Raw genomic sequence first — 24,102 nt, 5'->3', positions numbered from 1 at the left:
GATACGTGTCCAAGCCGCTCAGCCTCCCCTTCGACCCCATCGCCCGCGCCGACGAACTCTGGCAGCGGCGGTGGGGACCGGTGCCCTCGATGGCAGCCATCACCTCGATCATGCGGGCCCACCAGATCCTGCTCGGCGAGGTCGACGCCGTGGTCAAGCCGTACGGCCTGACCTTCGCCCGGTACGAGGCGCTGGTGCTGCTCACCTTCTCCAAGGCGGGCGAGCTGCCGATGTCGAAGATCGGCGAGCGGCTGATGGTCCACCCGACGTCGGTGACGAACACGGTGGACCGGCTGGTGAAGTCCGGGCTGGTGGCCAAGCGGCCCAACCCCAACGACGGCCGCGGCACCCTGGCGAGCATCACGGACAAGGGCCGCGAGGTCGTCGAGGCGGCCACCAAGGACCTGATGGCCGCCGACTTCGGGCTGCGCACCTACGACGCCGAGGAGTGCGCCGAGATCTTCGCGATGCTGCGGCCGCTGCGGGTGGCCGCGGGGGACTTCGACGAGCACTAGAGCCGCGGCCGGGCCCGCGGTGGGCCCGCCGCGGCCGGGCCCGCCGTGGCCCTGCTCACACCGCCCGCCGGCCGCCTGCGGCTTCGTCCTCCCGGCGTCGGAGGGGCCCGCCGCCCCCGCTACGCTCGTAGCCATGAAACGAAGCGTGCTGACCCGCTACCGCGTCATGGCCTACGTGACCGCCGTCATGCTGTTGATCCTCTGCGGCTGCATGGTGGCCAAGTACGGCTTCGACACCGGCGCCGGCCTGACCTTCGCCGTGTCCCAGGCCCACGGTGTGCTCTTCATGATCTACCTGGTCTTCGCCTTCGACCTGAGCTCCAAGGCCCGCTGGCCCTTCGGCCGGATGCTGTGGGTGATGCTGTCGGGCACCATCCCCGGCGCCGCGTTCTTCGTCGAGCGCAAGGTCCGCGCCGACGTCGAGCCGCTGGTCACCGACGGCCTGGCCACCGCCGACGCGTAGCAGCCGCAGCCGCACTCGCCGTCACACCGAACCCCGGGGAGAAAGCTCCCCGGGGTTTCCCATCGACATTTACTAGGACGTCCTAGTAAATTTGAAGCATGGACGCTGACGCCATCGAGGAGGGCCGCCGCCGCTGGCAGGCCCGTTACGACAAGGCCCGCAAGCGCGAGGCCGACTTCACGACGCTCTCCGGAGATGCCGTCGATCCGGTCTACGGACCCCGCCCCGGGGACGCCTACCAGGGCTTCGAGCGCATCGGCTGGCCGGGCGAGTACCCGTACACCCGCGGCCTGCACGCCACCGGCTACCGCGGCCGCACCTGGACCATCCGCCAGTTCGCGGGCTTCGGCAACGCCGAGCAGACCAACGAGCGCTACAAGATGATCCTGGCCGCCGGCGGCGGCGGGCTCTCCGTGGCCTTCGACATGCCGACCCTCATGGGCCGCGACTCGGACGACCCGCGCTCGCTCGGCGAGGTCGGCCACTGCGGTGTCGCCATCGACTCCGCCGCCGACATGGAGGTCCTCTTCAAGGACATCCCGCTCGGCGACGTGACCACCTCGATGACGATCTCGGGCCCGGCCGTGCCCGCGTTCTGCATGTACCTGGTGGCGGCCGAGCGGCAGGGCGTGGACCCCGCCGTCCTCAACGGCACCCTCCAGACGGACATCTTCAAGGAGTACATCGCCCAGAAGGAGTGGCTCTTCGAACCCGAGCCGCACCTGCGCCTCATCGGCGACCTGATGGAGTACTGCGCGAAGGGCATCCCCGCCTTCAAGGACAACCTGCGCCTCATCGGCGACCTGATGGAGTACTGCGCGAAGGGCATCCCCGCCTACAAGCCGCTGTCCGTCTCCGGCTACCACATCCGCGAGGCCGGGGCCACGGCCGCGCAGGAGCTCGCCTACACCCTCGCGGACGGCTTCGGGTACGTGGAGCTCGGCCTCTCCCGCGGCATGGACGTCGACACCTTCGCGCCCGGCCTCTCCTTCTTCTTCGACGCCCACCTCGACTTCTTCGAGGAGATCGCCAAGTTCCGCGCCGCCCGCCGGATCTGGGCGCGCTGGATGAAGGAGGTCTACGGCGCGCAGAACGAGAAGTCGATGTGGCTGCGCTTCCACACGCAGACCGCCGGCGTCTCCCTGACGGCGCAGCAGCCGTACAACAACGTGGTGCGCACCGCCGTGGAGGCCCTCGCGGCCGTCCTGGGCGGCACCAACTCACTGCACACCAACGCCCTCGACGAGACCCTCGCCCTGCCCAGCGAGCAGGCGGCCGAGATCGCCCTGCGCACGCAGCAGGTGCTGATGGAGGAGACCGGCGTGGCCAACGTGGCCGACCCGCTGGGCGGCTCCTGGTACGTCGAGCAGCTCACCGACCGCATCGAGGCCGACGCCGAGAAGATCTTCGACCAGATCAAGGAGCGCGGCCTGCGCGCCCACCCGGACGGCAAGCACCCCATCGGCCCGATCACCTCGGGCATCCTGCGCGGCATCGAGGACGGCTGGTTCACCGGTGAGATCGCCGAGTCGGCCTTCGTCTACCAGCGCGCGCTGGAGAAGGGCGACAAGCGCGTCGTCGGCGTCAACGTCCACCACGGCTCGGTCACCGGCGACCTGGAGATCCTCCGCGTCAGCCACGAGGTCGAGCGGGAGCAGGTGCGGGTCCTCGCCGCCCGCAAGGACCGCCGCGACGACGCCAGGGTCCGGGACGCGCTGAAGGCCATGCTGGACGCCGCCCGCGACGGGTCGAACATGATCCCGTCCATGCTCGACGCGGTGCGCGCCGAGGCCACGCTCGGCGAGATCTGCAACGCGCTGCGCGACGAATGGGGCACCTACACGGAGCCCGCCGGCTTCTAGGCCCCCGCACACCCCGGCGCTGCCCGACTTCCCCCGGGGGCCGCCGGAGGCAGGACGAAGGCCGGTCGCGGTGCCGCTGCCCTGAGGCAGCCGCGGCCGGCCTCCTCCGTACCGGGACCGCTCAGGCGGCTCCGGCGCCGCCCCGGAGGCCGTGCATCAGCAGGGCCGTGAAGGCGGCCGCCCACAGCTCGTCCACCGGCTCCGAGCTCACCAGCACCCGGTGCACCACGGTGCCCGCGATCACGTCGAAGATCAGGTCCGTGGTGCGCCCGGCGAGGGCGGCGTCCTCCTCGTACGGGAGTTCGCCGCGCGCCTGGGCGCGTTCGCGGCCCAGTACGACGAGACGTTTCTGCCGGTCCACGATCGCCGACCGGATCCGGTCGCGCAGGGCCTCGTCCCGCGTGGACTCCGCGACGACCGCCATCAGGGCCGTACGGGCCTCCGGGCGCCGCAGCAGCTCCGCGAACTGCAGGACGACGTCCTCCACGTCCGCTTCGAGGGAGCCCCGGTCGGGGAGTTCGAGGGCGTCGAAGAGCTCCGCGACCGCGTCCACGACCAGCTCGTTCTTGCCCGCCCAGCGGCGGTACAGGGTGGTCTTCGCGACCCCGGCCCGGGTCGAGACGTCGCCCATCGTCAGCTTCGACCAGCCCAGCTCGACCAGTGCGTCGCGGGTCGCGGCGAGGATCGCTGCGTCCGCGGCGGCGCTTCTGGGGCGGCCGGTGCGGCCGCCGGGGGAGCTGGGGTTGTGCATGGCGCAGAACCATACCCGCCAGTAGCGGAACCACCCGGGCCTTGGGCGTGTGCTTCAGATCACGGGACACGTGCGTACCTGCGGGGTCCGCCGGAGCGCGTGGGGAGTTACGCTACGGCTCGTAGCGTAAGAGCGACAACCACGCGAAGAGCTACCGGCGCCAGGTGGGGACCCGGCGCCACCACAGCATCACCGCGGCACCGCCACAGGGCAGTTCGGGGCCGCGACAGCGTTGCCGGACCGTGCGACCGCGGGCCGGACCGGTTGCGGCCGGCAGTGCAATTCGGCCGATCTTTTTCGTCGGCGCGCACACAGGGGGGAGGATGTACGCATGCAGCCCAGAAACATGTCCATGAGCGGCGTCGTCGACCTCGCCGCGGTGAAGGCGGCCGCCGAGGCCAAGGCGAAGGCCGAGCAGGCGCGGGCCGAAGCGGCCCGCCAGGCCGCTCAGGGCGGCGCGCCCGCCGCAGCCGGCTCGGTGCCCCCGTCGGCGCTCGTGATCGACGTCGACGAGGCCGGATTCGAGCGCGACGTCCTCCAGCTCTCCTCCGAGGTCCCGGTCGTCCTGGACTTCTGGGCCGAGTGGTGCCAGCCCTGCAAGCAGCTCAGCCCCGTGCTGGAGCGGCTGGTCGTCGAGGCGAACGGCCGCCTCGTCATGGCCAAGATCGACGTCGACGCCAACCAGATGCTGATGCAGCAGTTCGGCATCCAGGGCATCCCCGCCGTGTTCGCGGTGGTCGCGGGCCAGGTGCTGCCGATGTTCCAGGGCGTGGCGCCCGAGCAGGAGATCCGCGCGACCCTCGCCCAGCTGGTGCAGGTCGCCGAGGAGCGCTTCGGGATCATCGGCATCCAGGTCGACCCGAACGCGGAGGGCGCCGTCCCGGCCGGTGCGGAGGCCGCCGAGGCCCCGGCCGGACCGCACGACGCGCTGCTGGAGGCGGCCGTGGACGCGCTCGACGCGGGTGACCTCGGCGGCGCGGTGCAGGCGTACCGGAACGTGCTGGCGGAGGACCCGGCCAACACCGAGGCGAAGCTGGGCCTGGCGCAGGCCGAACTGCTCGCCCGGGTCAAGGACATGAACCCGCAGGCCGTGCGCGCCGCGGCGGCGGAGAACCCGAAGGACCCGCAGGCCCAGATCGACGCGGCGGACCTGGACATGGCCGGCGGCCACGTGCAGGACGCCTTCGGTCGCCTGGTCGACGCCGTACGGGTGACCGCGGGGGGCGACCGGGACGCCGTACGGGTGCGTCTGCTGGAGCTCTTCGAGGTCATCGGGGCGGACGATCCCCGGGTCGCGGCGGCGCGCACGGCGCTCTCGCGGGCGCTGTTCTAGCGGGTTCGCGGGCCGGGCCCCCGGCCGGTACGCAGGCACGGTCCGCCCGGCGGCGGACCGGCCCACGATTTGTTGACACGTAGATAAACAACGGCCGCGCTTTGCCAAAACTTGGTAATCGCGGCCGCTGTTACTCGCAGTAAGTGGAACCCCGTGAACTGTCCGGTGTGTTCCTGTTCCTCCCGCTCTGTCGTGGCCTTGGGTGGCACCCTGCGTTGTTTCCGGATGGCTGCGGGTTCATCTCCGGTTATCAGGCCGTTACCCGCCAGTAACGAACCCCCTTGTGCCCCGGCCGGGAATGGACCACGATCGGCGACGCTCGGTCCTTCCCGCAGTGCCGCCAGCCGGAGCCGCGGTGGAGGGTCCCCACCGGGCCGGTCGGTGACAGTGGCACCGGCCGCGGGACAGGGGGGTCTTCGCCGCACCGGCGGAGCCTGTCCTCCTGGTCGCGCGAACGCGTGACCCAGTGGTTGTCGCTCGGGGGTGAACGCCGGTGTATCGGACGCGGCCCGGCCGCGGCACGGCCGCCTGCGCTCCTTCCCGAGGACGTAGCACTTCTCCCATCCCAGGACGGGCTCTGCCCGGACCGGAGATGTACGTCCGAGAAGGAGGAACGAAATGAGTTCTCAGGTTCGTGGCGGGACCAGATGGAAGCGCTTCGCGCTCGTCATGGTGCCGAGCATCGCGGCCACCGCCGCGGTCGGTGTGGGTCTGGCGCAGGGTGCCCTCGCGGCGTCCTTCAGCGTCTCCGGTCAGGACTTCAAGGTCACGGCCGACAAGCTCGACGGTGACAACCTCATCCAGTACGGCGGCATCGCCGAGGGGCACGACCTCAAGGGCAACGCTGCGCACCACCCGGTGACCATCTCCGGGTTCAGCCACGCCGAGATCACCAACATGTGCCAGTCGCTGGTGACCCCGACCCCGCTGGGCAACATCACGCTCCAGCTGCGCACCGGTCACAAGGGCAAGCCGGCCGTCGCCGACAACATCTACCTGGATGTCGCGGAGCTCGACACCGACGCCGAGTTCAAGAACCTCGACATCGGTGTTGCCGTGGGTGACGGCAGCCACAAGACCAAGCCGCAGGCCGGCACGGTCTCCAGCCCGTACGCGTTCTCGCAGCGCGCCGAGAAGGCCGTGCTGACGAACGTGCGCCAGAAGGCGTGGGCGACGACGGCGGGCACCTTCAAGCTGCCCGACCTGAAGCTGCGCCTCATGGGCGGCGACCAGCCGTGCTACCAGGACGAGAAGTAATCCGTCCGGGAGTGTGACCGGCCAGGGCGGTCGGCGGCGGCTGCGGCCGCGGTCGTCCGCCCGTCCGGGCTCCACAGAGTTCTCCGTACCACCGTTTCCAGGGAGCTGTTGTCCATGAACCCCCAGGCCCCGGTTTACGAACGCGCCGCAGACGACGCTTGGCTCACCGTGGTGTACTACCGCTTCCACGCCTGGAGCGGTCACCGTCCGTTCTGGGCAGGTCTGTTCACGCTCCTCGGTGGTCTCCCGATCGCGTACTTCCCGTACGCGGACATGAGGCTCGGCAACATCACCCTCGCGATGGCGACGACGGCCGGCTCCGGCTCGCTGATCATCGGCATCCTGCTCGTGACCCTGGGCCTGGCCCTGTGGTTCCAGCAGGGCATCCGGGTCTTCGCGGGTGTCGCCTCCATCCTGCTCGCCCTGGTGTCGCTGCCGGTGTCCAATCTCGGCGGCTTCTTCATCGGCTTCGTCCTCGCCATGGTCGGCGGCGCCCTCGCACTGGCCTGGGCACCCGGCGTACCGGTCGACGAGGCGGCGGCCGCAGCGGCCGCCGCACCGGGCACGGCGCAGGAGTCGGCGGGCGCGCACCTGGGCGTCCCGGCCCCCCGCGAGACGGAGACGGCGTACGAGAGCGAGAAGACTGCCCACGCCGATGGCGGGAGGAACAGTGCGGGGTGACGAGACGCAGCGGGGCGTGACCCCCGGCGAAGAGTCCCGTGAAAGAAGGGGACCGCGACACGCCGCGCCCCGGAAGTCGCTGCTGAACAAGATCCAGATACCGGTCGGCAAGACGATGGCCCTGGCGGCCATGCCGACGGCCGTCCTGGTCGGCATGGGCATGGCGCCCAGGCTGGCCCTGGCCGACGACAAGGACATCCCCTTCGCGCCCGGGCCGTGCGTGACCCGGTCCGACGAGCCGACGGAGTCCGCGTCCCCCAGCCCCTCGACCTCGACCTCGGCCTCACCCTCGCCGAGTGCGAGCGCCTCGCCGTCCGGCTCCGCCGCGCCCAAGCCCGGTGTCACCCCGCCGGCGCCGAAGCCGTCCGCGAGCAAGCAGGCCGACGCCACCAGGTCACAGTCGGCGGCCCCCACCACCCCGGCCGCCCCCGCGCCCTCCGCTTCGAAGACGCCGAACCCGCTGGACCCGCTGGGCGTCGGCGACAAGGTCAAGGACCTGTTCGACTCGCTCGGCAGGCCGCTGCAGCCCGGGCAGCCGTCGGCCACCCCGACCCCCGCTGCACCGTCGCCGTCCGCACCCGCCCCCGACCCCGCGGCGGACGCCATCCGCGAGGCCGCGAAGAAGGCCGGGGTCGACGTCAAGGAGCTGCCGAAGGACGTCAAGGACACCGCGGTCAAGCCCAAGGACGAGACGGGCAAGGACAAGGCCGAGGACGAGTCCGAGAAGGACGACTCCGGCAAGGACAAGGACAAGGCCGAGGACGGGGACAAGGGCAAGGACGCGGACGGGAAGCAGCCCTTCCCGTGCCCGACCTACGACGCCAAGGCCCTGGCCGACGCCGAACTGGAGCCGGGGATCCCGCTCCTGCCGGACGAGCCCTGGTACCTCGACAGTTCGCTGCTGACCCTCTACGGCCTGGACTACAAGGGCATCGTCGAGGTGAAGACCGCGGGCGGGAAGACCAAGAAGGTCCTGAAGTTCACCGCGGACTCGCTGGACATCAAGGACCTCTACCAGACCGTCGGCAAGGGCGGGACCATCGCCCACCTGAAGTCCCGACCGGGCTCGACCTCCAAGATCCGCGGCGGCGAGGTGACGATGTACACGGAGAGCCTCAAGGGCAACCTGTTCGGGATCATCCCGATCGAGTTCTCCCCGAACAGCCCGCCGCCCCTGAACGTCCCCTTCGCGTTCTTCACGAACGTCAAGGTCGTCCAGGCCGGCCAGTTCGGCGGCACCCTGACCGTGCCCGGCCTGAAGAACTACATGGGCCCGCCGGAGTAGTCCCGGACGGCGGACCACTGCCGACGGCCGACCGGCGGCGGCAACGACCGAGGGCGGCACCCCGGATCCCGGAAGGGATGCGGGGTGCCGCCCTCGGTCGTTGTGCGGTGGGGCGTCCCGTGCGGCGTCAGCCGCGGTCGGTGCCGCCCAGGTGGTGGACGCGGACCATGTTGGTCGTGCCGGGGACGCCGGGCGGGGAGCCGGCGGTGATGATCATCGTGTCGCCGGCGTTATAGCGGCCGAGCTTGGCCATCTCGGAGTCCACCAGGTCGACCATCGCGTCGGTGTTGTCGACGTGCGGGACGACGTGGGACTCCACGCCCCAGCTGAGGGTGAGCTGGTTGCGGGTGTTGACGTCGGTGGTGAACGCCACGATCGGCTGCACGGCGCGGTAGCGCGAGAGCCGGCGGGCGGTGTCGCCGGACTGGGTGAAGGCGACGAGGGCCTTGCCGTCCAGGAAGTCGGCGATCTCGCAGGCCGCACGGGCGACCGAACCGCCCTGGGTACGGGGCTTCTTGCCCGGGACCAGCGGCTGCAGGCCCTTGGACAGCAGCTCCTCCTCGGCCGCCGCGACGATCTTCGACATCGTCTTCACGGCCTCGATCGGGTACGCGCCGACCGAGGACTCGGCCGACAGCATGACCGCGTCGGCCCCGTCGAGGATCGCGTTGGCGACGTCGGAGGCCTCGGCGCGGGTCGGGCGGGAGTTGGTGATCATCGACTCCATCATCTGGGTCGCGACGATCACCGGCTTGGCGTTGCGGCGGCACATCTCGATGAGCCGCTTCTGGACCATCGGGACCTTTTCGAGCGGGTACTCCACGGCCAGGTCACCGCGGGCCACCATGACCGCGTCGAACGCGTCGACCACGGCGGCCATGTTCTCGACGGCCTGCGGCTTCTCGACCTTGGCGATGACGGGGACCCGGCGGCCCTCCTCGTCCATGACCTTGTGGACGTCCTTGACGTCGTTGGCGTCGCGGACGAAGGACAGCGCGACCATGTCGCAGCCCATCCGCAGGGCGAAGCGGAGGTCGTCGACGTCCTTCTCGGACAGCGCCGGGACGTTCACGGCGGCCCCCGGCAGGTTGATGCCCTTGTGGTCGGAGATGACCCCGCCCTCGATGACGATGGTCCTGACCCGCGGGCCGTCGACCTCGATCACCCGCAGTTCGACGTTGCCGTCGTTGATGAGGACCTGGTCGCCCTTGGCGACGTCGCCCGGCAGGCCCTTGTACGTGGTGCCGCAGACGGACTTGTCGCCCGGGACGTCCTCGGTGGTGATGGTGAACTCGTCACCGCGCACCAGCTCGACGGGGCCCTCGGCGAAGGTCTCCAGACGGATCTTCGGACCCTGGAGGTCGGCGAGGACGCCGACCGCGCGCCCGGTGTCCGCGGAGACCTTCCGGACGCGGTCGTACCGCTCCTGGTGTTCTGCCTGGGAACCGTGGCTGAAATTGAATCGGGCCACGTTCATACCTGCCTCGATGAGCGCTTTCAGCTGCTCATACGAGTCGACGGCGGGGCCCAGCGTGCAGACGATTTTGGAACGGCGCATGGACGGATCCTATCGGTTTGTTTCGCAGCGGAATATTCCGTCTGGCGGAAAGTCCAAGTGACTACTGGGTAACCAGCGCATACGCCTGGGTGGCGATTTCCAGCTCCTCGTCCGTCGGGACCACCGCCACGGCCACCCGGGCACGGGGGGCGGAAACCAGCCGCGGCTCGCCCGAGCGGACGGCATTGGCCGCCGGGTCCAGCACGAGCCCCAGCTCCGCCAGGCCGTCGACCGCGGCCTCGCGCACCTGGTGGGCGTTCTCGCCCACCCCGGCCGTGAACGCCACCGCGTCCACCCGGCCGAGCACCGCCGTGTAGGCGCCGATGTACTTCTTCAGCCGGTGCACGTACGCCGCGAAGGCGAGCCGCGCCGACTCGTCGCCCTCGCCCGCGCGCCGCAGCACCTCGCGCATGTCGTTGTCGCCGCACAGGCCCAGCAGACCGCTCTTCTTGTTCAGGAGCGAGTCGATCTCGTCCACCGAGAGGCCGCCCACCCGCGCCAGGTGGAAGACCACCGCCGGGTCGAGGTCGCCCGACCGGGTGCCCATGACGAGGCCCTCCAGCGGGGTCAGGCCCATCGACGTCTCCACGCACACCCCGCCCCGGACCGCCGAGGCCGACGCACCGTTGCCCAGGTGCAGCACGATCACGTTCACGTCCTCCACCGGCCGGTCCAGAAGCGCGGCCGTGGCCCGCGAGACGTACGCGTGCGAGGTGCCGTGGAAGCCGTACCGCCGGATCGCGTACTTCTCCGCGGTCGCGGCGTCGATCGCGTACCGGGCGACGTGCTCCGGCATCGTCGCGTGGAAGGCCGTGTCGAAGACCGCCACCTGCGGGAGGTCCGCGCGCATGGCCCGCGCCACCTCGATGCCGGTCACGTTCGCCGGGTTGTGCAGCGGCGCCAGCGGGATCAGGCTGCGGATCTCCGCCAGCACCTCGTCGTCGACGACCGTCGGGGCGGTGAACCGGGTCCCGCCGTGCACCACACGGTGCCCCACGGCCGCCAGTTCGGGGGAGTCCAGGCCCATCCCGTCGGCGGCGAGCTCCGCCGCGACCGCCGCCAGCGCCTCCGCGTGGTCGGCGATGGCGCCCACCCGCTCCCGCCTGCCGCCCGCGACGCCCGGCCCGGCGAGCGGCTCGTGGACGAGCCGGGAGGTCTGCTCGCCGATGCGCTCCACCAGGCCGGCGGCCAGCCGGCTGGCGTCCGCCATGTCGAGCAGCTGGTACTTCACCGACGAGGAGCCGGAGTTGAGGACGAGGACGCGCGATGCGGTGGTCACGATGGAGGTCTTTCCTTGGGGGTGGGGGCGGGGAGGTCAGGCGGTGAGCGGCGCGCCCTGCGCCTGGATCGCGGTGATGGCCACGGTGGTGACGATGTCCTGCACCAGCGCGCCGCGCGACAGGTCGTTGACCGGCTTGCGCAGCCCCTGGAGCACCGGGCCGACCGCGACGGCGCCCGCCGAGCGCTGCACGGCCTTGTACGTGTTGTTGCCCGTGTTGAGGTCGGGGAAGACCAGCACCGTGGCGCGCCCGGCCACCGGGGACCCGGGCAGCTTGGTCGCGGCGACCGACGGCTCGACGGCGGCGTCGTACTGGATCGGGCCCTCGACGGCCAGGTCCGGGCGCTGCGCGCGGATGAGCTCGGTGGCCTTGCGGACCTTGTCGACGTCCGCGCCGCTGCCCGAGGTGCCGGTGGAGTACGAGAGCATCGCGATCCGCGGCTCCACCCCGAAGGCGGCCGCGGTCGCCGCCGACTGGACGGCGATGTCGGCGAGCTGCTCGGCGTTCGGGTCCGGGTTGACCGCGCAGTCGCCGTACACGAGGACCTGGTCGGCCAGGCACATGAAGAAGACGGAGGAGACGATCGAGGCGTCCGGCTTCGTCTTGATGATCTCGAAGGCGGGACGGATGGTGGCGGCCGTGGAGTGCACCGAGCCGGAGACCATGCCGTCGGCCAGGCCCTCCTGCACCATCAGGGTGCCGAAGTAGTTGACGTCGGTCACCACGTCGCCCGCCAGCTCGACCGTCATGCCCTTGTGGGCCCGGGCCTTCGCGTAGAACTCGGCGAACCGCTCCCGCAGCGGCGAGGTCGCCGGGTCGATGAGCTGGGCGCCCGAGATGTCGACGCCGAGGTCGGCGGCCTTCTTGAGGATCGCCTGCTGGTCGCCGAGGAGCGTCAGGTCGCAGACCCCGCGGCGCAGCACCACGTCCGCGGCGCGCAGCACGCGCTCCTCGGTGCCCTCGGGCAGCACCACGCGGCGGCGGTCGGCGCGGGCCCGCTCCAGCAGCTCGTGCTCGAACATCATCGGCGTCACCCGCTCCGAGCGGGCCAGCGCGAGCAGCCCGCGCAGCTCGGCGGTGTCCACGTGGCGCTCGAACAGGCCGAGCGCGGTCTCCAGCTTGCGCGGGGTCGCCGAGTTCAGCCGGCTCTGCAGCGAGAACAGTTCGGCGGCGGTGGGGAAGCTGTTGCCGGCCACGGACACCACGGGCGTGCCCGGCGCCAGCTTCGAGGCCAGGGCGAGGACGTCGTCGTCCGGGCGCTCGTTCAGGGTGAGCAGCACGCCGGCGATCGGCGGGGTGCCGGAGGAGTGCGCGGCGAGCGCGCCGATGACCAGGTCGGCGCGGTCCCCGGGGGTGACGACCAGGCAGCCCGGGGTCAGGGCGTTGAGGAAGTTCGGCAGCATGGCGCCGCCGAAGACGAAGTCGACGGCGTCGCGGGCGAGGCCCGCGTCGTCGCCGAGGAGCACCTCGCCGCCGAGCGCCCGGGTGATCTGGGCGACGGTGGGGGCGGCCAGGGACTTGTCGTCCGGCAGCACGTAGCAGGGCACCGGCAGGCGGGCGGCCAGCCGCTCGGCTATGGAGTCGCGGTCCTCGGCGGCCACCCGGTTGACGACCATCGCGACGACGTGGCAGCCCAGGCTCTCGTACGCGCGGTGGGCGTTGCGGGCCTCGGCGCGGACCTCGTCCGCGGACCGCTTGGTGCCGCCCACGACGGGAACGACCACCGCGCCCAGTTCGTTGGCGAGGCGGGCGTTCAGCGCCAGTTCGTCGGGGAGGTTCGTCTCGGCGTAGTCCGTGCCCAGGACGAGCATGACGTCGTAGTGGCGGGCCGCCGCGTGGTAGCGGTCGACGAGCCGGGAGACGAGCTCGTCCGTGCCCTTCTCCGCCAGGACCGCGGACGCCTCGCGGTACTCCATGCCGTACGCCGTCGAGGCGTCCTGCTCGATCCGGTAGCGGGCCCGCAGCAGCTCGAAGAGCCGGTCCGGCGCATCGTGGAGCAGCGGCCGGTAGACACCGACCCGCGCCGTCTGGCGGGTCAGCAGCTCCATGATCCCCAGCTCGACGACCTGGCGGCCGTCACTCCGGTCGATACCGGTCACATACACGCTGCGCGTCACGCGTGCCCTCCGTCCCTGGTGCGAAAAAATCCCCGATAGGGTGGCATTGCCCTCTTGACAATACCCCTGTCGATGGCTAAGGCGCCCCCTGGGCGATGGGCCCGGAGGGCAGGGCCGAACGGCCCGCCGGTGGAGCGGCACCGGACGCGCGGCCTCTCGGGCCCGTGGAACAATCGGACAAGCCTCACGATGTGACCAGGAGCGGGAGACACAGGACGATGCGTATCGGAGTTCTCACAGCAGGCGGCGACTGCCCCGGCCTGAACGCCGTCATCCGGTCGGTCGTGCACCGCGCGATGGTCGGGCACGGTGACGAGGTCATCGGCTTCGAGGACGGCTTCAAGGGGCTCCTGGACGGGCACTACCGCCCCCTCGACATCAACGCGGTCAGCGGCATCCTCGCCCGCGGCGGCACCATCCTCGGCTCCTCCCGCATGGAGCGCTCCCGCCTGCACGAGGCAGCCGAGAACGCCAACGAGCTCGCGCGGCGGTACGGCCTCGACGCGCTCATCCCGATCGGCGGCGAGGGCACCCTGACCGCCGCCCGGATGCTGTCGGACGCCGGGATGCCCGTCGTGGGCGTACCGAAGACCATCGACAACGACATCTCCTCCACCGACCGCACCTTCGGCTTCGACACCGCCGTCACGGTGGCCACCGAGGCCATAGACCGCCTCAAGACCACCGCCGAGTCGCACCAGCGCGTCATGGTCGTCGAGGTCATGGGCCGGCACGCCGGCTGGATCGCCCTGGAGTCCGGCATGGCCGGCGGCGCGCACGGGATCTGCCTGCCGGAGCGCCTCTTCGAGGTGGACGACCTGGTGAAGATGGTCGAGGAGCGCTTCGCCCGCGGGAAGAAGTTCGCCGTCATCTGCGTCGCCGAGGGGGCGCACCCGGCCGAGGGCTCCATGCCGTACGAGCGGGGCGCCATCGACCCGTACGGCCACGAGCGCTTCGCCGGCATCGGCAACCGGCTCGCCGTCGAGCTGGAGCACCGCCTGGGCAAGGAGGCCCGCCCGGTCATCCTGGGCCACGTCCAGCGCGGCGGCGTCCCCACCGCCTACGACCGGGTCCTGGCCACCCGCTTCGGCTGGCACGCAGTGGAGGCCGTGCACCGCGGCGACTTCGGCAACATGACCGCCCTGCGCGGCACCGACATCGTGATGGCGCCGCTCGCCTCGGCCACCGCCGAGCTGAAGCGCGTCCCCGCGGACCGCATGTACGAGGCCGAGTCCGTCTTCTGACCCGCCGGGTGCGGCGGCCCCCGGCCCGGCCGGCGGCTCCGCCCGGTCGCCGCGCACGGTAGGGCTACCCGGTGTGGGGGTGGTCCGCGGGGCCCGCGTAGGCCCAGAAGCGGGCGACGATGGTGGCGAGGAACTCGCGGCCCGCGTCGCCCGTGCCGGCGTCTCCCGCGGCTCCGCCCCAGCCCAGGGTGGTGACCATGGCGGCCTGGTAGTCCGCGTGCAGCCGCTCGACCACCGGCTCCAGCCGCTGCCGCGGCACCGGCAGGAGTTTGGCCAGCGGCTTCACGTACGCCTGCCAGCGCGTGGTCACCGCGCTGCGCAGCAGCTCCGCCAGCTCCTCCTGCTTGCCGGCGGCCGCCACGAACTGGGCCAGGCTCAGACCCAGGACCTGGGCCAGGGCCACGGACTGGCGCTCGTTGCCCTTCCAGCGCCCGGAGTCCTCCATCTTCTGGTACGAGCCGGTGTCCAGCCCGATCCGGCGGGCCAGCTCGTCCGCGGGCATGCCCCGGGCCAGCCGGTGCTCCCGCAGGGTGACCGGCTCGGCGAGCAGCTCGCCGGGTGCGCACCACAGCACGCCTGCGAGGGCGGTCAGCTCGGCGGCGGTCGGCGTCTGCTCGCCGCGCTCCCAGGCCATCACGGTCTCGGGTTCGACGATCAGTCCGTACTGGGCGCGCAGGCCGTAGGCGACGTGTCCGGGCGCCATGCCCAGGGCCGCGCGCAGGCGCCGCGCGGCGGGGGCATTGAAGGGTGGGCTGGAGTGCACAGGGCACACCGTAGGAGCGACCGGGGTGCGGCGACTACAGACTGTTCAAACAAGCCCACAACTCGTAGGAATGTCCTAGGGAGTTCGGGGTATTGGTCCGGATTTCAGACGACCGTCCGGTAATCGGACGCGCTCTCGTGACCATGGACAGCCTACGGTCCCGGCCGGCCCGCGCGGCACCTCTCTACGCGATCTTCACCGATCCCCCGCACCCGCCCTGAACCGGCCCCCACCCCCGTACGTAGTCCATACCGGGGCCCTCGTATACGGGGGTGGCGAGGGCCCCGCCCCGCGCCCTTGCCCTGACGTCCGCGTCAAGGTCTACGTTCGGGCCATGCGCATCGGCGAACTGGCGGAACGGGCCGGGACCAGCACCCGGACCCTGCGGTACTACGAGTCGCGCGGGCTGCTGCCCTCCCGGCGGTCACCCAACGGCCACCGCACCTACGACGAGGACGACCTGCGGCTGCTCCGGCAGATCCGCACGCTCCAGGACTTCGGCTTCGCACTGGAGGAGACCCGCCCCTTCGTCGAGTGCCTGCGGGCCGGCCACCCCGCCGGGGACAGCTGCCCGGCGTCCCTGGCCGTGTACCGGCGCAAGCTCGCCGAGCTCGACGCGCTGATCGACCGGCTGGCCGACGTGCGCGAGCAGGTCGGCCGGCAGCTCGCCGAGGCCGAGCGGGCCGCGGCCGGCACGGCCGACGCCGACCGGCCCGGCGCCGACACGCTCGGCGCCGCCGCCGTCCCGCGCTGTGAGATGACCGGATGAAGGAAGAACCGAGAGGGGAGAAGCCCATGGTCCACGCCGCCGGTGTTGCGGAAGTGACCGATGCCGACTTCGAGGCGGAGGTGCTCGCCGAGCAGGACCTGCCCGTCCTCGTGGAGTTCACCGCGGACTGGTGCGGCCCCTGCCGGCAGCTCGCGCCCGTGCTGTCCGCCGTGGCCGCCGAGACGGCCGGCCGGCTCAGGACCGTGTGGATCGACGCGGACACCAACCCGGCCACCGTCACCCGGTACGGGGTGCTGTCCCTGCCGACCCTGCTCGTGTTCCGCGCCGGCGAGCCCGTCGCCCAGCTGGTCGGGGCGCGGCCGAGGCGCCGCCTGCTCCAGGAGCTCGAAGGCGTGCTGGAGCGGGCGGCGACCGCGGCGGCTACGGCCTGAACCAGACCGTAGCCAGCGGCGGGAGCGTCAGGTGCAGGCTCGCCGGGCGGCCCTGCGCCGGCTCCCGCCGGGGCCGCAGCGGCGTCAGGTGGCGGACGCCGCTCCCGCCGTAGGCCTCCAGGTCGGTGTTGAGGACCTCCCGCCACACCGGAACCTCCTCCGGCACGCCGATCCGGTAGCCGTGCCGCACCACCGGCGAGAAGTTCGACACGCACAACAGCTGCGAGCCGTCGTGCGCGTACCGCAGGAAGGCGAAGACGTTGTCGTCCGCCGCGTCCGCCTCCACCCACGCGAAGCCCTCGGGCACGGAGTCCCGCTCCCACAGGGCCGGCGCCGCCGCGTAGGCCCGGTTCAGGTCGCGGACCAGGGTGCGCACGCCCTGGTGGTCGGCGGCCGCCGGATACGCGGGGTCCAGCAGCCACCAGTCCGGCCCGTGGGCCTCGGACCACTCCGATCCCTGGGCGAACTCCTGCCCCATGAACAGCAGTTGCTTGCCCGGGTGGGCCCACATGAAGCCCAGGTACGCCCGCTCCCCGGCCCGCTGCTGCCACCAGTCGCCGGGCATCTTCGACACCAGCGAGCGTTTGCCGTGCACCACCTCGTCGTGCGAGATCGGCAGCACGTAGTTCTCGCTGTACGCGTACACCATCCCGAAGGTCATGTCGTGGTGGTGGTACTTGCGGTGCACCGGTTCCTTGCCCGAGTACCTGAGCGTGTCGTGCATCCAGCCCATGTTCCACTTCAGGCCGAAGCCGAGTCCGCCCGCATCCGTGGGCCGGGTGACCCCGTCCCAGGCCGTTGACTCCTCCGCGATCGTCACCACGCCCGGGCAGCGCCGGTACACGGTCGCGTTCATCTCCTGGAGCAGCGCCACCGCGTCCAGGTTCTCCCGCCCGCCGTGCTCGTTGGGCGCCCACTGGCCCTCGTCGCGCGAGTAGTCCAGGTAGAGCATGGAGGCCACCGCGTCGACCCGCAGCCCGTCGATGTGGAACTCCTGGCACCAGTAGACGGCGTTGGCGACGAGGAAGTTGCGGACCTCCTTGCGCCCGTAGTCGAACTCCAGCGTCCCCCAGTCCGGGTGGGCCGCCCGCCGCGGGTCGTGGTGCTCGTACAGCGGCCGCCCGTCGAACTCGGCGAGCGCCCAGTCGTCCCGCGGGAAGTGCGCCGGCACCCAGTCGAGGATCACCCCGATCCCCGCCCGGTGCAGTGCGTCCACGAGCATCCGGAACTCGTCCGGGGTGCCCATCCGCGCGGTGGGCGCGTAGTAGCCGGTGACCTGGTAGCCCCAGGAACCGCCGAAGGGGTGCTCGGCGACCGGCATCAGCTCCACGTGCGTGAAGCCGAGATCCTTGACGTACGGCGGGAGCTGCTCGGCCAGCTGCCGGTACGAGAGCCCCGGCCGCCAGGACGGCAGGTGCACCTCGTACACCGAGAACGGGGCCTGGTGCGGGGGACGGGCGCCGCGCAGGGCCATCCACCGGTCGTCGCCCCACTCGTACCGGGACTCGGTCACGACCGAGGCGGTGGCGGGCGGGCACTCCGTCCGCCGCGCCATCGGGTCGGCGCGCAGGCCGTGGCTGCCGTCGGGCCGGGTGATGTCGTACTTGTACAGCGTGCCCTCGCCCACCCCGGGCAGGAACAGCTCCCACACCCCGGTCGCGCCGAGCGAGCGCATCGGGTGGGCGACCGGGTTCCAGTAGGAGAAGTCCCCGGTGACCCGGACCCCCTGCGCGTTCGGCGCCCACACCGTGAACCGCGTTCCGGCGACGCCCTGGTGGACCATCGGCCGGGCGCCGAGCGCCGTCCACAGCTCCTCGTGCCGGCCCTCGCCGATCAGGTGCAGGTCGAGCTCGCCGACCGCGGGCAGGAACCGGTACGGGTCGTGCACCTCGATCTCGGTGCTCTCGTACGCCACCAGCAGCCGGTAGTCCGGCACCTCGGCCAGCGGCAGCAGTCCCGAGAACAGGCCGTCGCCGTCGTCGTGCAGCTCGGCCCGCAGCCCCTTGGCCACGAGGGTGACGGTCCTCGCGTGCGGGCGCAGCACGCGGACGGCCACCCCGCCCCGCAGGGCATGGCCGCCGAGCACGGCGTGCGGGTCGTGGTGGCGGCCTTCGAGGAGCCGGGCCCGCTCCTGCGCGCCGAGTGCGGGCGCCGGCCGCACCCCGTTCTGAGGGGCGGCCGCCGGGGCGGTCTGGCGGGCCCGTGGCGGACGGGACCTGCGGGCGGGCCCGGCCTCGGGCGAGGGCGCGGTCGCAGCCGCGGGTCCGCCCGCGGTGGCGGGCGGGGCTGCGTTGCGGACGGTCGGTGACGGCTGTCGTGCGGCGCTCACGCGAGCGGCCTCCTCGGGGGCTTCGGGTGGGGGTGGGGGGTGGGGGCGGAGCCGGGCTGCGGCGGGGCCGGCGGCATGCGGCGGGCCGGACGTTCCCGTTCGGCCAGGCGGCGGATGGCCGCCATGGGGACGTGCAGCCAGTCGGGGCGGTGCCGCGACTCGTAGCGGGCCTCGTACACCGCCTTGTCGGTCTCGTACGCGCGCAGCAGGACGGGGTCCTCGCGCGGGTCGCGGCCGGTGGTGCGGGCGTAGCCCTCGCAGAAGGCGGCCCGGCAGGCGTCCGCCCAGGCGGGGGCGAACGGGCGGTGCGAGCGGGCCGCGTAGTCGAACGACCGCAGTATCCCGGCGACGTCGCGCACGGCGGGTTCGGGCCGGCGGCGGTCGGCCAGCGGCCGGGCGGGCTCGCCCTCGAAGTCGATCAGGGCCCAGCTGCCGTCGGCGGTGCGCAGGGTCTGGCCGAGGTGGAGGTCGCCGTGGATCCGCTGGGCGGGCACCCCGCTACCGCGGGAGGAGGCGGCCAGGGCGTCGAAGGCCCCGCGCAGCCCGGCCTCGTAGGGCCGCAGCGCCGGCACCTCGCGGACGGTGGCGGCCAGCCGGGCCGTCATCCCCGCGGCGAGCCGGGCCGTCTGCCCCGGGCCGAGGGCCACGGTGGGCAGGGCGGTGGCGAGCGCGCTGTGCACCTCGGCGGTGGCCCGGCCCAGCGCGTGCGCCTCGGCGGTGAAGTCGGCTCCCGCGCCGAGCCGGCGCAGCGCCAGCTGCCAGCCGTCGTCGGAGCCGCGCAGGTACGGCTGGAGCACGCCCAGGGTCAGCGGCTCCGGGCGCTCCCGGCTGTCGCGCGGGCTACCGGGCAGGTCGGCCTCGTACCAGGCGACGGGGGCCGGTACGCGGGTGCAGCCGGCGGCGGCGAGCGCTCTGGGCAGTTCCAGGTCCGGGTTGACGCCGGGGCCGACCCGGCGGAACACCTTCAGGATGTGCGAATCCCCGTAGATCAGCGAGGAGTTGGTCTGCTCCCCGGACACCGGCCGGGGAGCGGCCTCGGCGGGGATGAGGGCGTCCGGGTCCCGGTCGAAGCGGAGCGGGCCGTGGCTGCCCGGGGTGCGCAGCCGCTCCAGCAGCAGCGTGGCGAGCCGCGGATCGCCCAGGCCCTCGTACACGGCGTGGCCGGCGTACGGGCCCTGCTCGGCATTTCCGATCAGGGCGGGCGCGAGCGCGGGTGGCAGCGGCGCGGGGCGCACCCCGATCAGCAGCTGGTAGCAGTCCGCGGCCCCGTCGGCGCAGTCCACGCCGACGAGCAGGTGCAGCAGGCCGGGGGTGACCCCGGCCGGCAGCAGCTCGACGGCACTGACCAGGCGGAGCCGGGTGATCGCGCGCCCCTTGCCGGCGAACCAGCGCTGCCGCGGCAGCCAGGAGCGCAGCATCGGCTCCAGCGGTCCGAGTGGGACGGCGGCCGGACTGCTCTGGCGGCTCCGGGCGGATGCAGCCTCCGACATGGCGTCGTCCTTTCCCCGGGCCGTCACAGAAATGCGCAGAGTGTCCCGGATGGCGAGGTTTGCTGTCCGGTGGTGGGTGGTGTCGGGTCAGGGTGGTGCGTGGCGGTGGTGCGGTGGTGCGTGCTGCGGTGGTGCGTGCGGGGGCGGGCACCGGACCCGTGCGGTGCCGCTCCCGTGGTGCTCCGCCGCGGGCCTCCCCGGGTGCGGGGAGGCCGGGCGGGCCGGAGCTGCCGGGGAGGTCCTACTCGCGCCGCAGGCGGAACCAGTAGAAGCCGTGCCCGGCGAGGGTGAGCAGGTACGGCCACTCGCCGATCGGCGGGAAGCGCACGTCACCGGTGAGTTCCACCGGCACGCGCCCGTTGAACGACTTCAGGTCGAGCTCGGTGGGCTGGGCGAAGCGCGAGAAGTTGTGCACGCACAGCACCAGGTCGTCGCCGTACTCGCGGAGGAAGGCGAGCACCGCCGGGTTGGTCGACGGCAGTTCGGTGTACGAGCCGAGGCCGAACGCCGGGTTCGCCTTGCGAACCTCGATGAGCCTGCGGGTCCAGTGCAGCAGCGAGGAGGGCGAGGACGTCGCGGCCTCCACGTTGGTGACCCGGTACCCGTAGACCGGGTCCATGATGACCGGCAGGTTCAGCCGCCCAGGATCGCAGGAGGAGAACCCGGCGTTGCGGTCCGGGGTCCACTGCATGGGGGTGCGCACGCCGTCGCGGTCGCCCAGCCAGATGTTGTCGCCCATCCCGATCTCGTCGCCGTAGTAGAGGACCGGGGAGCCGGGCAGGGACAGCAGCAGGGCGGTGAACAGCTCCATCTGGTTGCGGTCGTTGTCGAGGAGCGGGGCGAGCCGGCGCCGGATGCCGATGTTGGCCCGCATGCGCGGGTCCTTGGCGTACTCGGCGTACATGTAGTCGCGCTCTTCGTCCGTGACCATTTCGAGGGTGAGCTCGTCGTGGTTGCGCAGGAAGATGCCCCACTGGCAGCGCTCCGGGATCCCCGGGGTCTTGGCGAGGATCTCGGAGACCGGGTAGCGGGATTCTCTTCGCACCGCCATGAAGATGCGCGGCATGACTGGGAAGTGGAACGCCATGTGGCATTCGTCCCCGCCGGCGCTGTAGTCGCCGAAGTAGTCGACGACGTCCTCGGGCCACTGGTTGGCCTCGGCGAGCAGCACCTTGTCCGGGTAGTGCGCGTCGATCTCCGCCCGGACCCGCTTGAGGAAGGTGTGGGTGGCCGGGAGGTTCTCGCAGTTGGTGCCGTCCTCGGCGAACAGGTACGGCACGGCGTCCAGGCGGAACCCGTCGATGCCGAGGTCCAGCCAGAACCGCAGCGCCGACATGATCTCCTCCTGCACCGCCGGGTTCTCGTAGTTGAGGTCCGGCTGGTGCGAGAAGAAGCGGTGCCAGTAGTACTGCTTGCGTACGGGGTCGTACGTCCAGTTCGAGGTCTCGGTGTCGACGAAGATGATGCGGGCGTCCTGGTACTGCTTGTCGTTGTCGGCCCACATGTAGTAGTCGCCGTACGGCCCGTCGGGGTCCTTGCGGGACTGCTGGAACCACTCGTGCTGGTCGCTCGTGTGGTTCATGACGAAGTCGATGATCACCCGCATACCGCGCTGGTGCGCGTTGTCCACGAACTCCACGAAGTCGGCGAGGTCGCCGAACTCGGGCAGGACGGAGGTGTAGTCGGAGACGTCGTAGCCGCCGTCGCGCAGCGGCGAGGCGAAGAACGGCGGCAGCCACAGGCAGTCCACGCCGAGCCACTGGAGGTAGTCCAGTTTGGAGGTGAGCCCCTTCAGGTCGCCCACCCCGTCGCCGTTGCTGTCGTGGAAGGAGCGTACGAGGACCTCGTAGAAGACGGCCCGCTTGAACCAGTCGGGGTCGCGGTCCTGGGCGGGGGTGTCCTCGAAGGTGTCGTGGACGGGATCGTTGATCATCATGCGGTGGGTGACCCTCCGGTGGGCGGGGACGGTCGCAGAGCGGTGAGAACGTGCGCGGGGGTGCGGCCCGGCTCTAGGCGCACGTAGTTCGCCCTGCCCCAGTGATAGGTCTCGCCGGTGAGCTCGTCGCGCACCGCGAGGGACCCGTGCCAGTCGAGGCCGAGTACCGGCATGTCCAACGAGACCGTCGCCTCCTGGGTGTGGTGCGGATCGAGGTTGACGACCACCAGTACGGAATTGGCGCCCGCGTGCTTCGAATAGGCGATCACCTGCTCGTTGTCGGTCGAGTGGAAGTGGATGTCGCGCAGTTGCTGAAGTGCGGGGTTGCGGCGGCGCAGCCGGTTGAGCGTGGTGATCAGCGGGGCGATGGTGCGGCCCGTCCGCTCGGCGGCGGCCCAGTCGCGCGGGCGCAGCTCGTACTTCTCGGAGTGCAGGTACTCCTCGCTGCCCTCCCGGACCGGGGTGTTCTCGCACAGCTCGTACCCGGCGTAGACGCCCCAGGTGGGGGAGAGGGTGGCGGCCAGCACGGCGCGCACCTCGAAGGCGGGGCGGCCGCCCTTCTGCAGGTAGGCGTGGAGGATGTCCGGAGTGTTCACGAAGAAGTTCGGCCGCATCACGGAGGCGGACCGGGTGCCGGACAGCTCGGTGACGTACTCGGTGAGCTCCGCCTTGGTGTTGCGCCAGGTGAAGTACGTGTACGACTGCTGGAAGCCGATCGCGGCGAGCGCGTGCATCATGGCGGGCCGGGTGAAGGCCTCGGCCAGGAAGATCACGTCGGGATCGGTCCTGTTGATGTCCGCGATCACCTTCTGCCAGAACACGACCGGCTTGGTGTGCGGATTGTCCACTCGGAAGATGCGGACGCCGTGGTCCATCCAGTGCCGCAGGACCCGGACCGTCTCCGCGACGATGCCGGCCATGTCGGTGTCGAAGTGGACCGGGTAGATGTCCTGGTACTTCTTGGGCGGGTTCTCCGCGTACGCGATCGTCCCGTCGGGGCGGTGGCTGAACCACTCCGGGTGCTTCTCCACCCACGGGTGGTCCGGGGAGCACTGGAGGGCGAAGTCCAGCGCGATCTCCAGGTCCAGCCCGCGGGCCCGGGCGACGAAGGCGTCGAAGTCCTCCAGCGTGCCGAGGTCCGGGTGGACGGCGTCGTGGCCGCCCTCCGGGGAGCCGATGGCCCACGGTACGCCAGGGTCCCAACTCTGCGCCGAAAGCGTGTTGTTGGGGCCCTTGCGGAAGGTGGTCCCGATGGGGTGGATCGGCGGCAGGTACACCACGTCGAAGCCCATCGCGGCGATGGCGGGCAGCCGTTCGGCGGCCGTGCGGAAGGTGCCGCTCACCGGCTTCGCCCCGGGCTCGACCACCGCGCCCTCGGACCGGGGGAACATCTCGTACCAGGAGCCGAACAGCGCCCGCCTGCGCTCCACCAGCAGCGGCTGGGCCTTCGCGGCGGTCACCAGCTCCCGCAGCGGGCGCCGGTCCAGCGCCTGCAGCGCCCGGGGCTCGCGGGAGGCGGCGTACCGCTCGGCGACGGAGCGGTCCTCGTCGCGCATCGCGGAGGCGGCGGCCAGGACGTGTTCGCGGCCGTCCCGCTTGAGGATCTTCGCGGCGGCCCGCTCGTAGAGCTCGGCGCCCTCCAGCAGGGTGAGCCCCAGATCGATGCCGGCGGGGATCTTCACTTCGGCGCGGGCCCGCCAGGTGGCCAGCGGGTCGCTCCACGCCTCCACGGTGTAGCTCCACCTGCCCTCGGTGTCGGCGGCCACCCGGGCGCCCCACCGGTCGGTGCCGGGAGCGAGCTCGCGCATCGGCACGGCGGGACGGACCCGCCCCTTCGGATCGCGCAGGAGGACGTGCGCGGCGACCGCGTCGTGTCCCTCGCGGAACACGGTGGCGGAGACCTCGAAGACCTCGTCGACCACGGCCTTGGCGGGTCTGGCCCCGCAGTCGGTGGCGGGGAGGACGTCCAGCACGGGAATACGACCGATCATGATGGGATCACCTGGGGGCAGTTCGCAGGGCTCGGTGACGACGGGCCGGCCGGGTGGCCGACGGGTAGTGCACGCTCTGTTGGCTC

Annotated in this window: 19 protein-coding genes; 10 read left to right on the top strand and 9 right to left on the bottom strand. The window is 71.8% G+C overall.

Going from position 1 to position 24,102, the window contains the following annotated elements:
• The first annotated feature begins 5 nt into the window (after positions 1–5).
• The 3 genes from ACSHWO_RS11200 (at position 6) to ACSHWO_RS11190 (ending at position 2,840) form a co-directional block, all read left to right on the top strand.
• Positions 6–515 carry a MarR family winged helix-turn-helix transcriptional regulator gene (locus tag ACSHWO_RS11200; protein WP_361088832.1) on the top strand — a complete coding sequence of 170 codons (510 nt, stop codon included), beginning with the start codon at positions 6–8 and terminating at the stop codon, positions 513–515.
• A gap of 133 nt (positions 516–648) precedes the next feature.
• Positions 649–978, top strand: coding sequence for a DUF3817 domain-containing protein (locus ACSHWO_RS11195; RefSeq protein ID WP_385830422.1), 330 nt, complete (start codon positions 649–651; stop codon positions 976–978).
• A 98-nt stretch (positions 979–1,076) separates the two neighbouring features.
• On the top strand, positions 1,077–2,840 hold the full coding sequence (locus ACSHWO_RS11190; protein ID WP_438311543.1) for an acyl-CoA mutase large subunit family protein: 1,764 nt from the start codon (positions 1,077–1,079) through the stop codon (positions 2,838–2,840).
• A gap of 121 nt (positions 2,841–2,961) precedes the next feature.
• On the opposite strand, the gene ACSHWO_RS11185 is transcribed toward ACSHWO_RS11190, so the two are convergent.
• Positions 2,962–3,591, bottom strand: coding sequence for a TetR/AcrR family transcriptional regulator (locus tag ACSHWO_RS11185; protein ID WP_361088826.1), 630 nt, complete (start codon positions 3,589–3,591; stop codon positions 2,962–2,964).
• Positions 3,592–3,922: 331 nt separating this feature from the next.
• Between ACSHWO_RS11185 and ACSHWO_RS11180 the strand changes: the two genes are divergently transcribed.
• The 4 genes from ACSHWO_RS11180 to ACSHWO_RS11165 all read left to right on the top strand — a co-directional run bounded on the left by ACSHWO_RS11180 (position 3,923) and on the right by ACSHWO_RS11165 (position 8,147).
• Positions 3,923–4,924, top strand: coding sequence for a tetratricopeptide repeat protein (locus ACSHWO_RS11180; protein WP_361088824.1), 1,002 nt, complete (start codon positions 3,923–3,925; stop codon positions 4,922–4,924).
• A 618-nt stretch (positions 4,925–5,542) separates the two neighbouring features.
• Complete coding sequence (locus ACSHWO_RS11175; RefSeq protein WP_361088822.1) at positions 5,543–6,181, top strand: DUF6230 family protein; 639 nt, start codon at positions 5,543–5,545, stop codon at positions 6,179–6,181.
• 114 nt (positions 6,182–6,295) lie between these two features.
• The gene (locus ACSHWO_RS11170; protein ID WP_438311539.1) at positions 6,296–6,862 is read left to right on the top strand and encodes a DUF6114 domain-containing protein; all 567 of its coding nucleotides are present in this window, start codon (positions 6,296–6,298) and stop codon (positions 6,860–6,862) included.
• Positions 6,852–8,147, top strand: a complete 1,296-nt coding sequence (locus ACSHWO_RS11165; RefSeq protein ID WP_438319046.1) for a hypothetical protein — start codon at positions 6,852–6,854, stop codon at positions 8,145–8,147. The genes ACSHWO_RS11170 and ACSHWO_RS11165 overlap by 11 nt, the downstream gene beginning before the upstream one ends.
• 127 nt (positions 8,148–8,274) lie before the next feature.
• On the opposite strand, the gene pyk is transcribed toward ACSHWO_RS11165, so the two are convergent.
• The 3 genes from pyk to pta all read right to left on the bottom strand — a co-directional run bounded on the left by pyk (position 8,275) and on the right by pta (position 13,102).
• Positions 8,275–9,705 carry a pyruvate kinase gene (gene pyk / locus ACSHWO_RS11160; RefSeq protein ID WP_438311537.1) on the bottom strand — a complete coding sequence of 477 codons (1,431 nt, stop codon included), beginning with the start codon at positions 9,703–9,705 and terminating at the stop codon, positions 8,275–8,277.
• A 61-nt stretch (positions 9,706–9,766) separates the two neighbouring features.
• Positions 9,767–10,984 (bottom strand): acetate kinase, encoded by a 1,218-nt coding sequence (locus ACSHWO_RS11155; protein WP_438311535.1) that lies wholly within the window; start codon positions 10,982–10,984, stop codon positions 9,767–9,769.
• 36 nt (positions 10,985–11,020) lie between these two features.
• Positions 11,021–13,102 carry a phosphate acetyltransferase gene (pta, locus tag ACSHWO_RS11150; protein ID WP_361088814.1) on the bottom strand — a complete coding sequence of 694 codons (2,082 nt, stop codon included), beginning with the start codon at positions 13,100–13,102 and terminating at the stop codon, positions 11,021–11,023.
• Between the two features lie 218 nt (positions 13,103–13,320).
• Between pta and ACSHWO_RS11145 the strand changes: the two genes are divergently transcribed.
• Positions 13,321–14,346, top strand: a complete 1,026-nt coding sequence (locus tag ACSHWO_RS11145) for an ATP-dependent 6-phosphofructokinase (protein WP_361088812.1) — start codon at positions 13,321–13,323, stop codon at positions 14,344–14,346.
• Between the two features lie 64 nt (positions 14,347–14,410).
• On the opposite strand, the gene ACSHWO_RS11140 is transcribed toward ACSHWO_RS11145, so the two are convergent.
• A complete protein-coding gene (locus tag ACSHWO_RS11140; protein ID WP_438311530.1) occupies positions 14,411–15,118 on the bottom strand; it encodes an XRE family transcriptional regulator in 708 nt (235 codons plus the stop codon).
• 325 nt (positions 15,119–15,443) lie between these two features.
• On the opposite strand from ACSHWO_RS11140, the gene ACSHWO_RS11135 reads away from it, so the two are divergent.
• Both ACSHWO_RS11135 and ACSHWO_RS11130 read left to right on the top strand, forming a co-directional pair.
• Positions 15,444–15,878 carry a MerR family transcriptional regulator gene (locus ACSHWO_RS11135; RefSeq protein ID WP_438311528.1) on the top strand — a complete coding sequence of 145 codons (435 nt, stop codon included), beginning with the start codon at positions 15,444–15,446 and terminating at the stop codon, positions 15,876–15,878.
• A 26-nt stretch (positions 15,879–15,904) separates the two neighbouring features.
• Positions 15,905–16,270, top strand: coding sequence for a thioredoxin family protein (locus ACSHWO_RS11130; protein WP_438311526.1), 366 nt, complete (start codon positions 15,905–15,907; stop codon positions 16,268–16,270).
• Here the strand turns inward: ACSHWO_RS11130 and glgB are convergent.
• The 4 genes from glgB to ACSHWO_RS11110 form a co-directional block, all read right to left on the bottom strand.
• Positions 16,260–18,599 carry a 1,4-alpha-glucan branching enzyme gene (gene glgB / locus ACSHWO_RS11125; protein ID WP_438311524.1) on the bottom strand — a complete coding sequence of 780 codons (2,340 nt, stop codon included), beginning with the start codon at positions 18,597–18,599 and terminating at the stop codon, positions 16,260–16,262. The genes ACSHWO_RS11130 and glgB overlap by 11 nt on opposite strands.
• Positions 18,596–20,089 (bottom strand): maltokinase N-terminal cap-like domain-containing protein, encoded by a 1,494-nt coding sequence (locus ACSHWO_RS11120; RefSeq protein WP_438311522.1) that lies wholly within the window; start codon positions 20,087–20,089, stop codon positions 18,596–18,598. The genes glgB and ACSHWO_RS11120 overlap by 4 nt, the downstream gene beginning before the upstream one ends.
• Positions 20,090–20,330: 241 nt before the next feature.
• The gene (gene treS / locus ACSHWO_RS11115) at positions 20,331–22,025 is read right to left on the bottom strand and encodes a maltose alpha-D-glucosyltransferase (protein ID WP_361088803.1); all 1,695 of its coding nucleotides are present in this window, start codon (positions 22,023–22,025) and stop codon (positions 20,331–20,333) included.
• Positions 22,022–24,016 carry an alpha-1,4-glucan--maltose-1-phosphate maltosyltransferase gene (locus ACSHWO_RS11110; protein WP_385830324.1) on the bottom strand — a complete coding sequence of 665 codons (1,995 nt, stop codon included), beginning with the start codon at positions 24,014–24,016 and terminating at the stop codon, positions 22,022–22,024. The genes treS and ACSHWO_RS11110 overlap by 4 nt, the downstream gene beginning before the upstream one ends.
• Between the last annotated feature and the right edge of the window lie 86 nt (positions 24,017–24,102).

Origin of the sequence: Streptomyces pallidus (ex Mingjun et al. 2026), from assembly GCF_051550185.1 — a bacterium.
Taxonomy (GTDB): Bacteria; Actinomycetota; Actinomycetes; order Streptomycetales; family Streptomycetaceae; genus Streptomyces.
This window is presented reverse-complemented; position numbering and strand designations above follow the sequence as displayed.

What these genes read in the sequence shown, in the direction of transcription:
- ACSHWO_RS11135 (WP_438311528.1), top strand. Translation starts at nt 15,444, where the DNA reads ATGCGCATCGGCGAACTGGCGGAACGGGCCGGGACCAGCACCCGGACC.
- treS (WP_361088803.1), bottom strand. Translation starts at nt 22,025, where the DNA reads ATGATGATCAACGATCCCGTCCACGACACCTTCGAGGACACCCCCGCC.
- ACSHWO_RS11130 (WP_438311526.1), top strand. Translation starts at nt 15,905, where the DNA reads ATGGTCCACGCCGCCGGTGTTGCGGAAGTGACCGATGCCGACTTCGAG.
- ACSHWO_RS11195 (WP_385830422.1), top strand. Translation starts at nt 649, where the DNA reads ATGAAACGAAGCGTGCTGACCCGCTACCGCGTCATGGCCTACGTGACC.
- ACSHWO_RS11180 (WP_361088824.1), top strand. Translation starts at nt 3,923, where the DNA reads ATGCAGCCCAGAAACATGTCCATGAGCGGCGTCGTCGACCTCGCCGCG.
- ACSHWO_RS11170 (WP_438311539.1), top strand. Translation starts at nt 6,296, where the DNA reads ATGAACCCCCAGGCCCCGGTTTACGAACGCGCCGCAGACGACGCTTGG.
- ACSHWO_RS11185 (WP_361088826.1), bottom strand. Translation starts at nt 3,591, where the DNA reads ATGCACAACCCCAGCTCCCCCGGCGGCCGCACCGGCCGCCCCAGAAGC.
- ACSHWO_RS11190 (WP_438311543.1), top strand. Translation starts at nt 1,077, where the DNA reads ATGGACGCTGACGCCATCGAGGAGGGCCGCCGCCGCTGGCAGGCCCGT.
- ACSHWO_RS11145 (WP_361088812.1), top strand. Translation starts at nt 13,321, where the DNA reads ATGCGTATCGGAGTTCTCACAGCAGGCGGCGACTGCCCCGGCCTGAAC.
- pyk (WP_438311537.1), bottom strand. Translation starts at nt 9,705, where the DNA reads ATGCGCCGTTCCAAAATCGTCTGCACGCTGGGCCCCGCCGTCGACTCG.
- ACSHWO_RS11110 (WP_385830324.1), bottom strand. Translation starts at nt 24,016, where the DNA reads ATGATCGGTCGTATTCCCGTGCTGGACGTCCTCCCCGCCACCGACTGC.
- ACSHWO_RS11175 (WP_361088822.1), top strand. Translation starts at nt 5,543, where the DNA reads ATGAGTTCTCAGGTTCGTGGCGGGACCAGATGGAAGCGCTTCGCGCTC.
- ACSHWO_RS11120 (WP_438311522.1), bottom strand. Translation starts at nt 20,089, where the DNA reads ATGTCGGAGGCTGCATCCGCCCGGAGCCGCCAGAGCAGTCCGGCCGCC.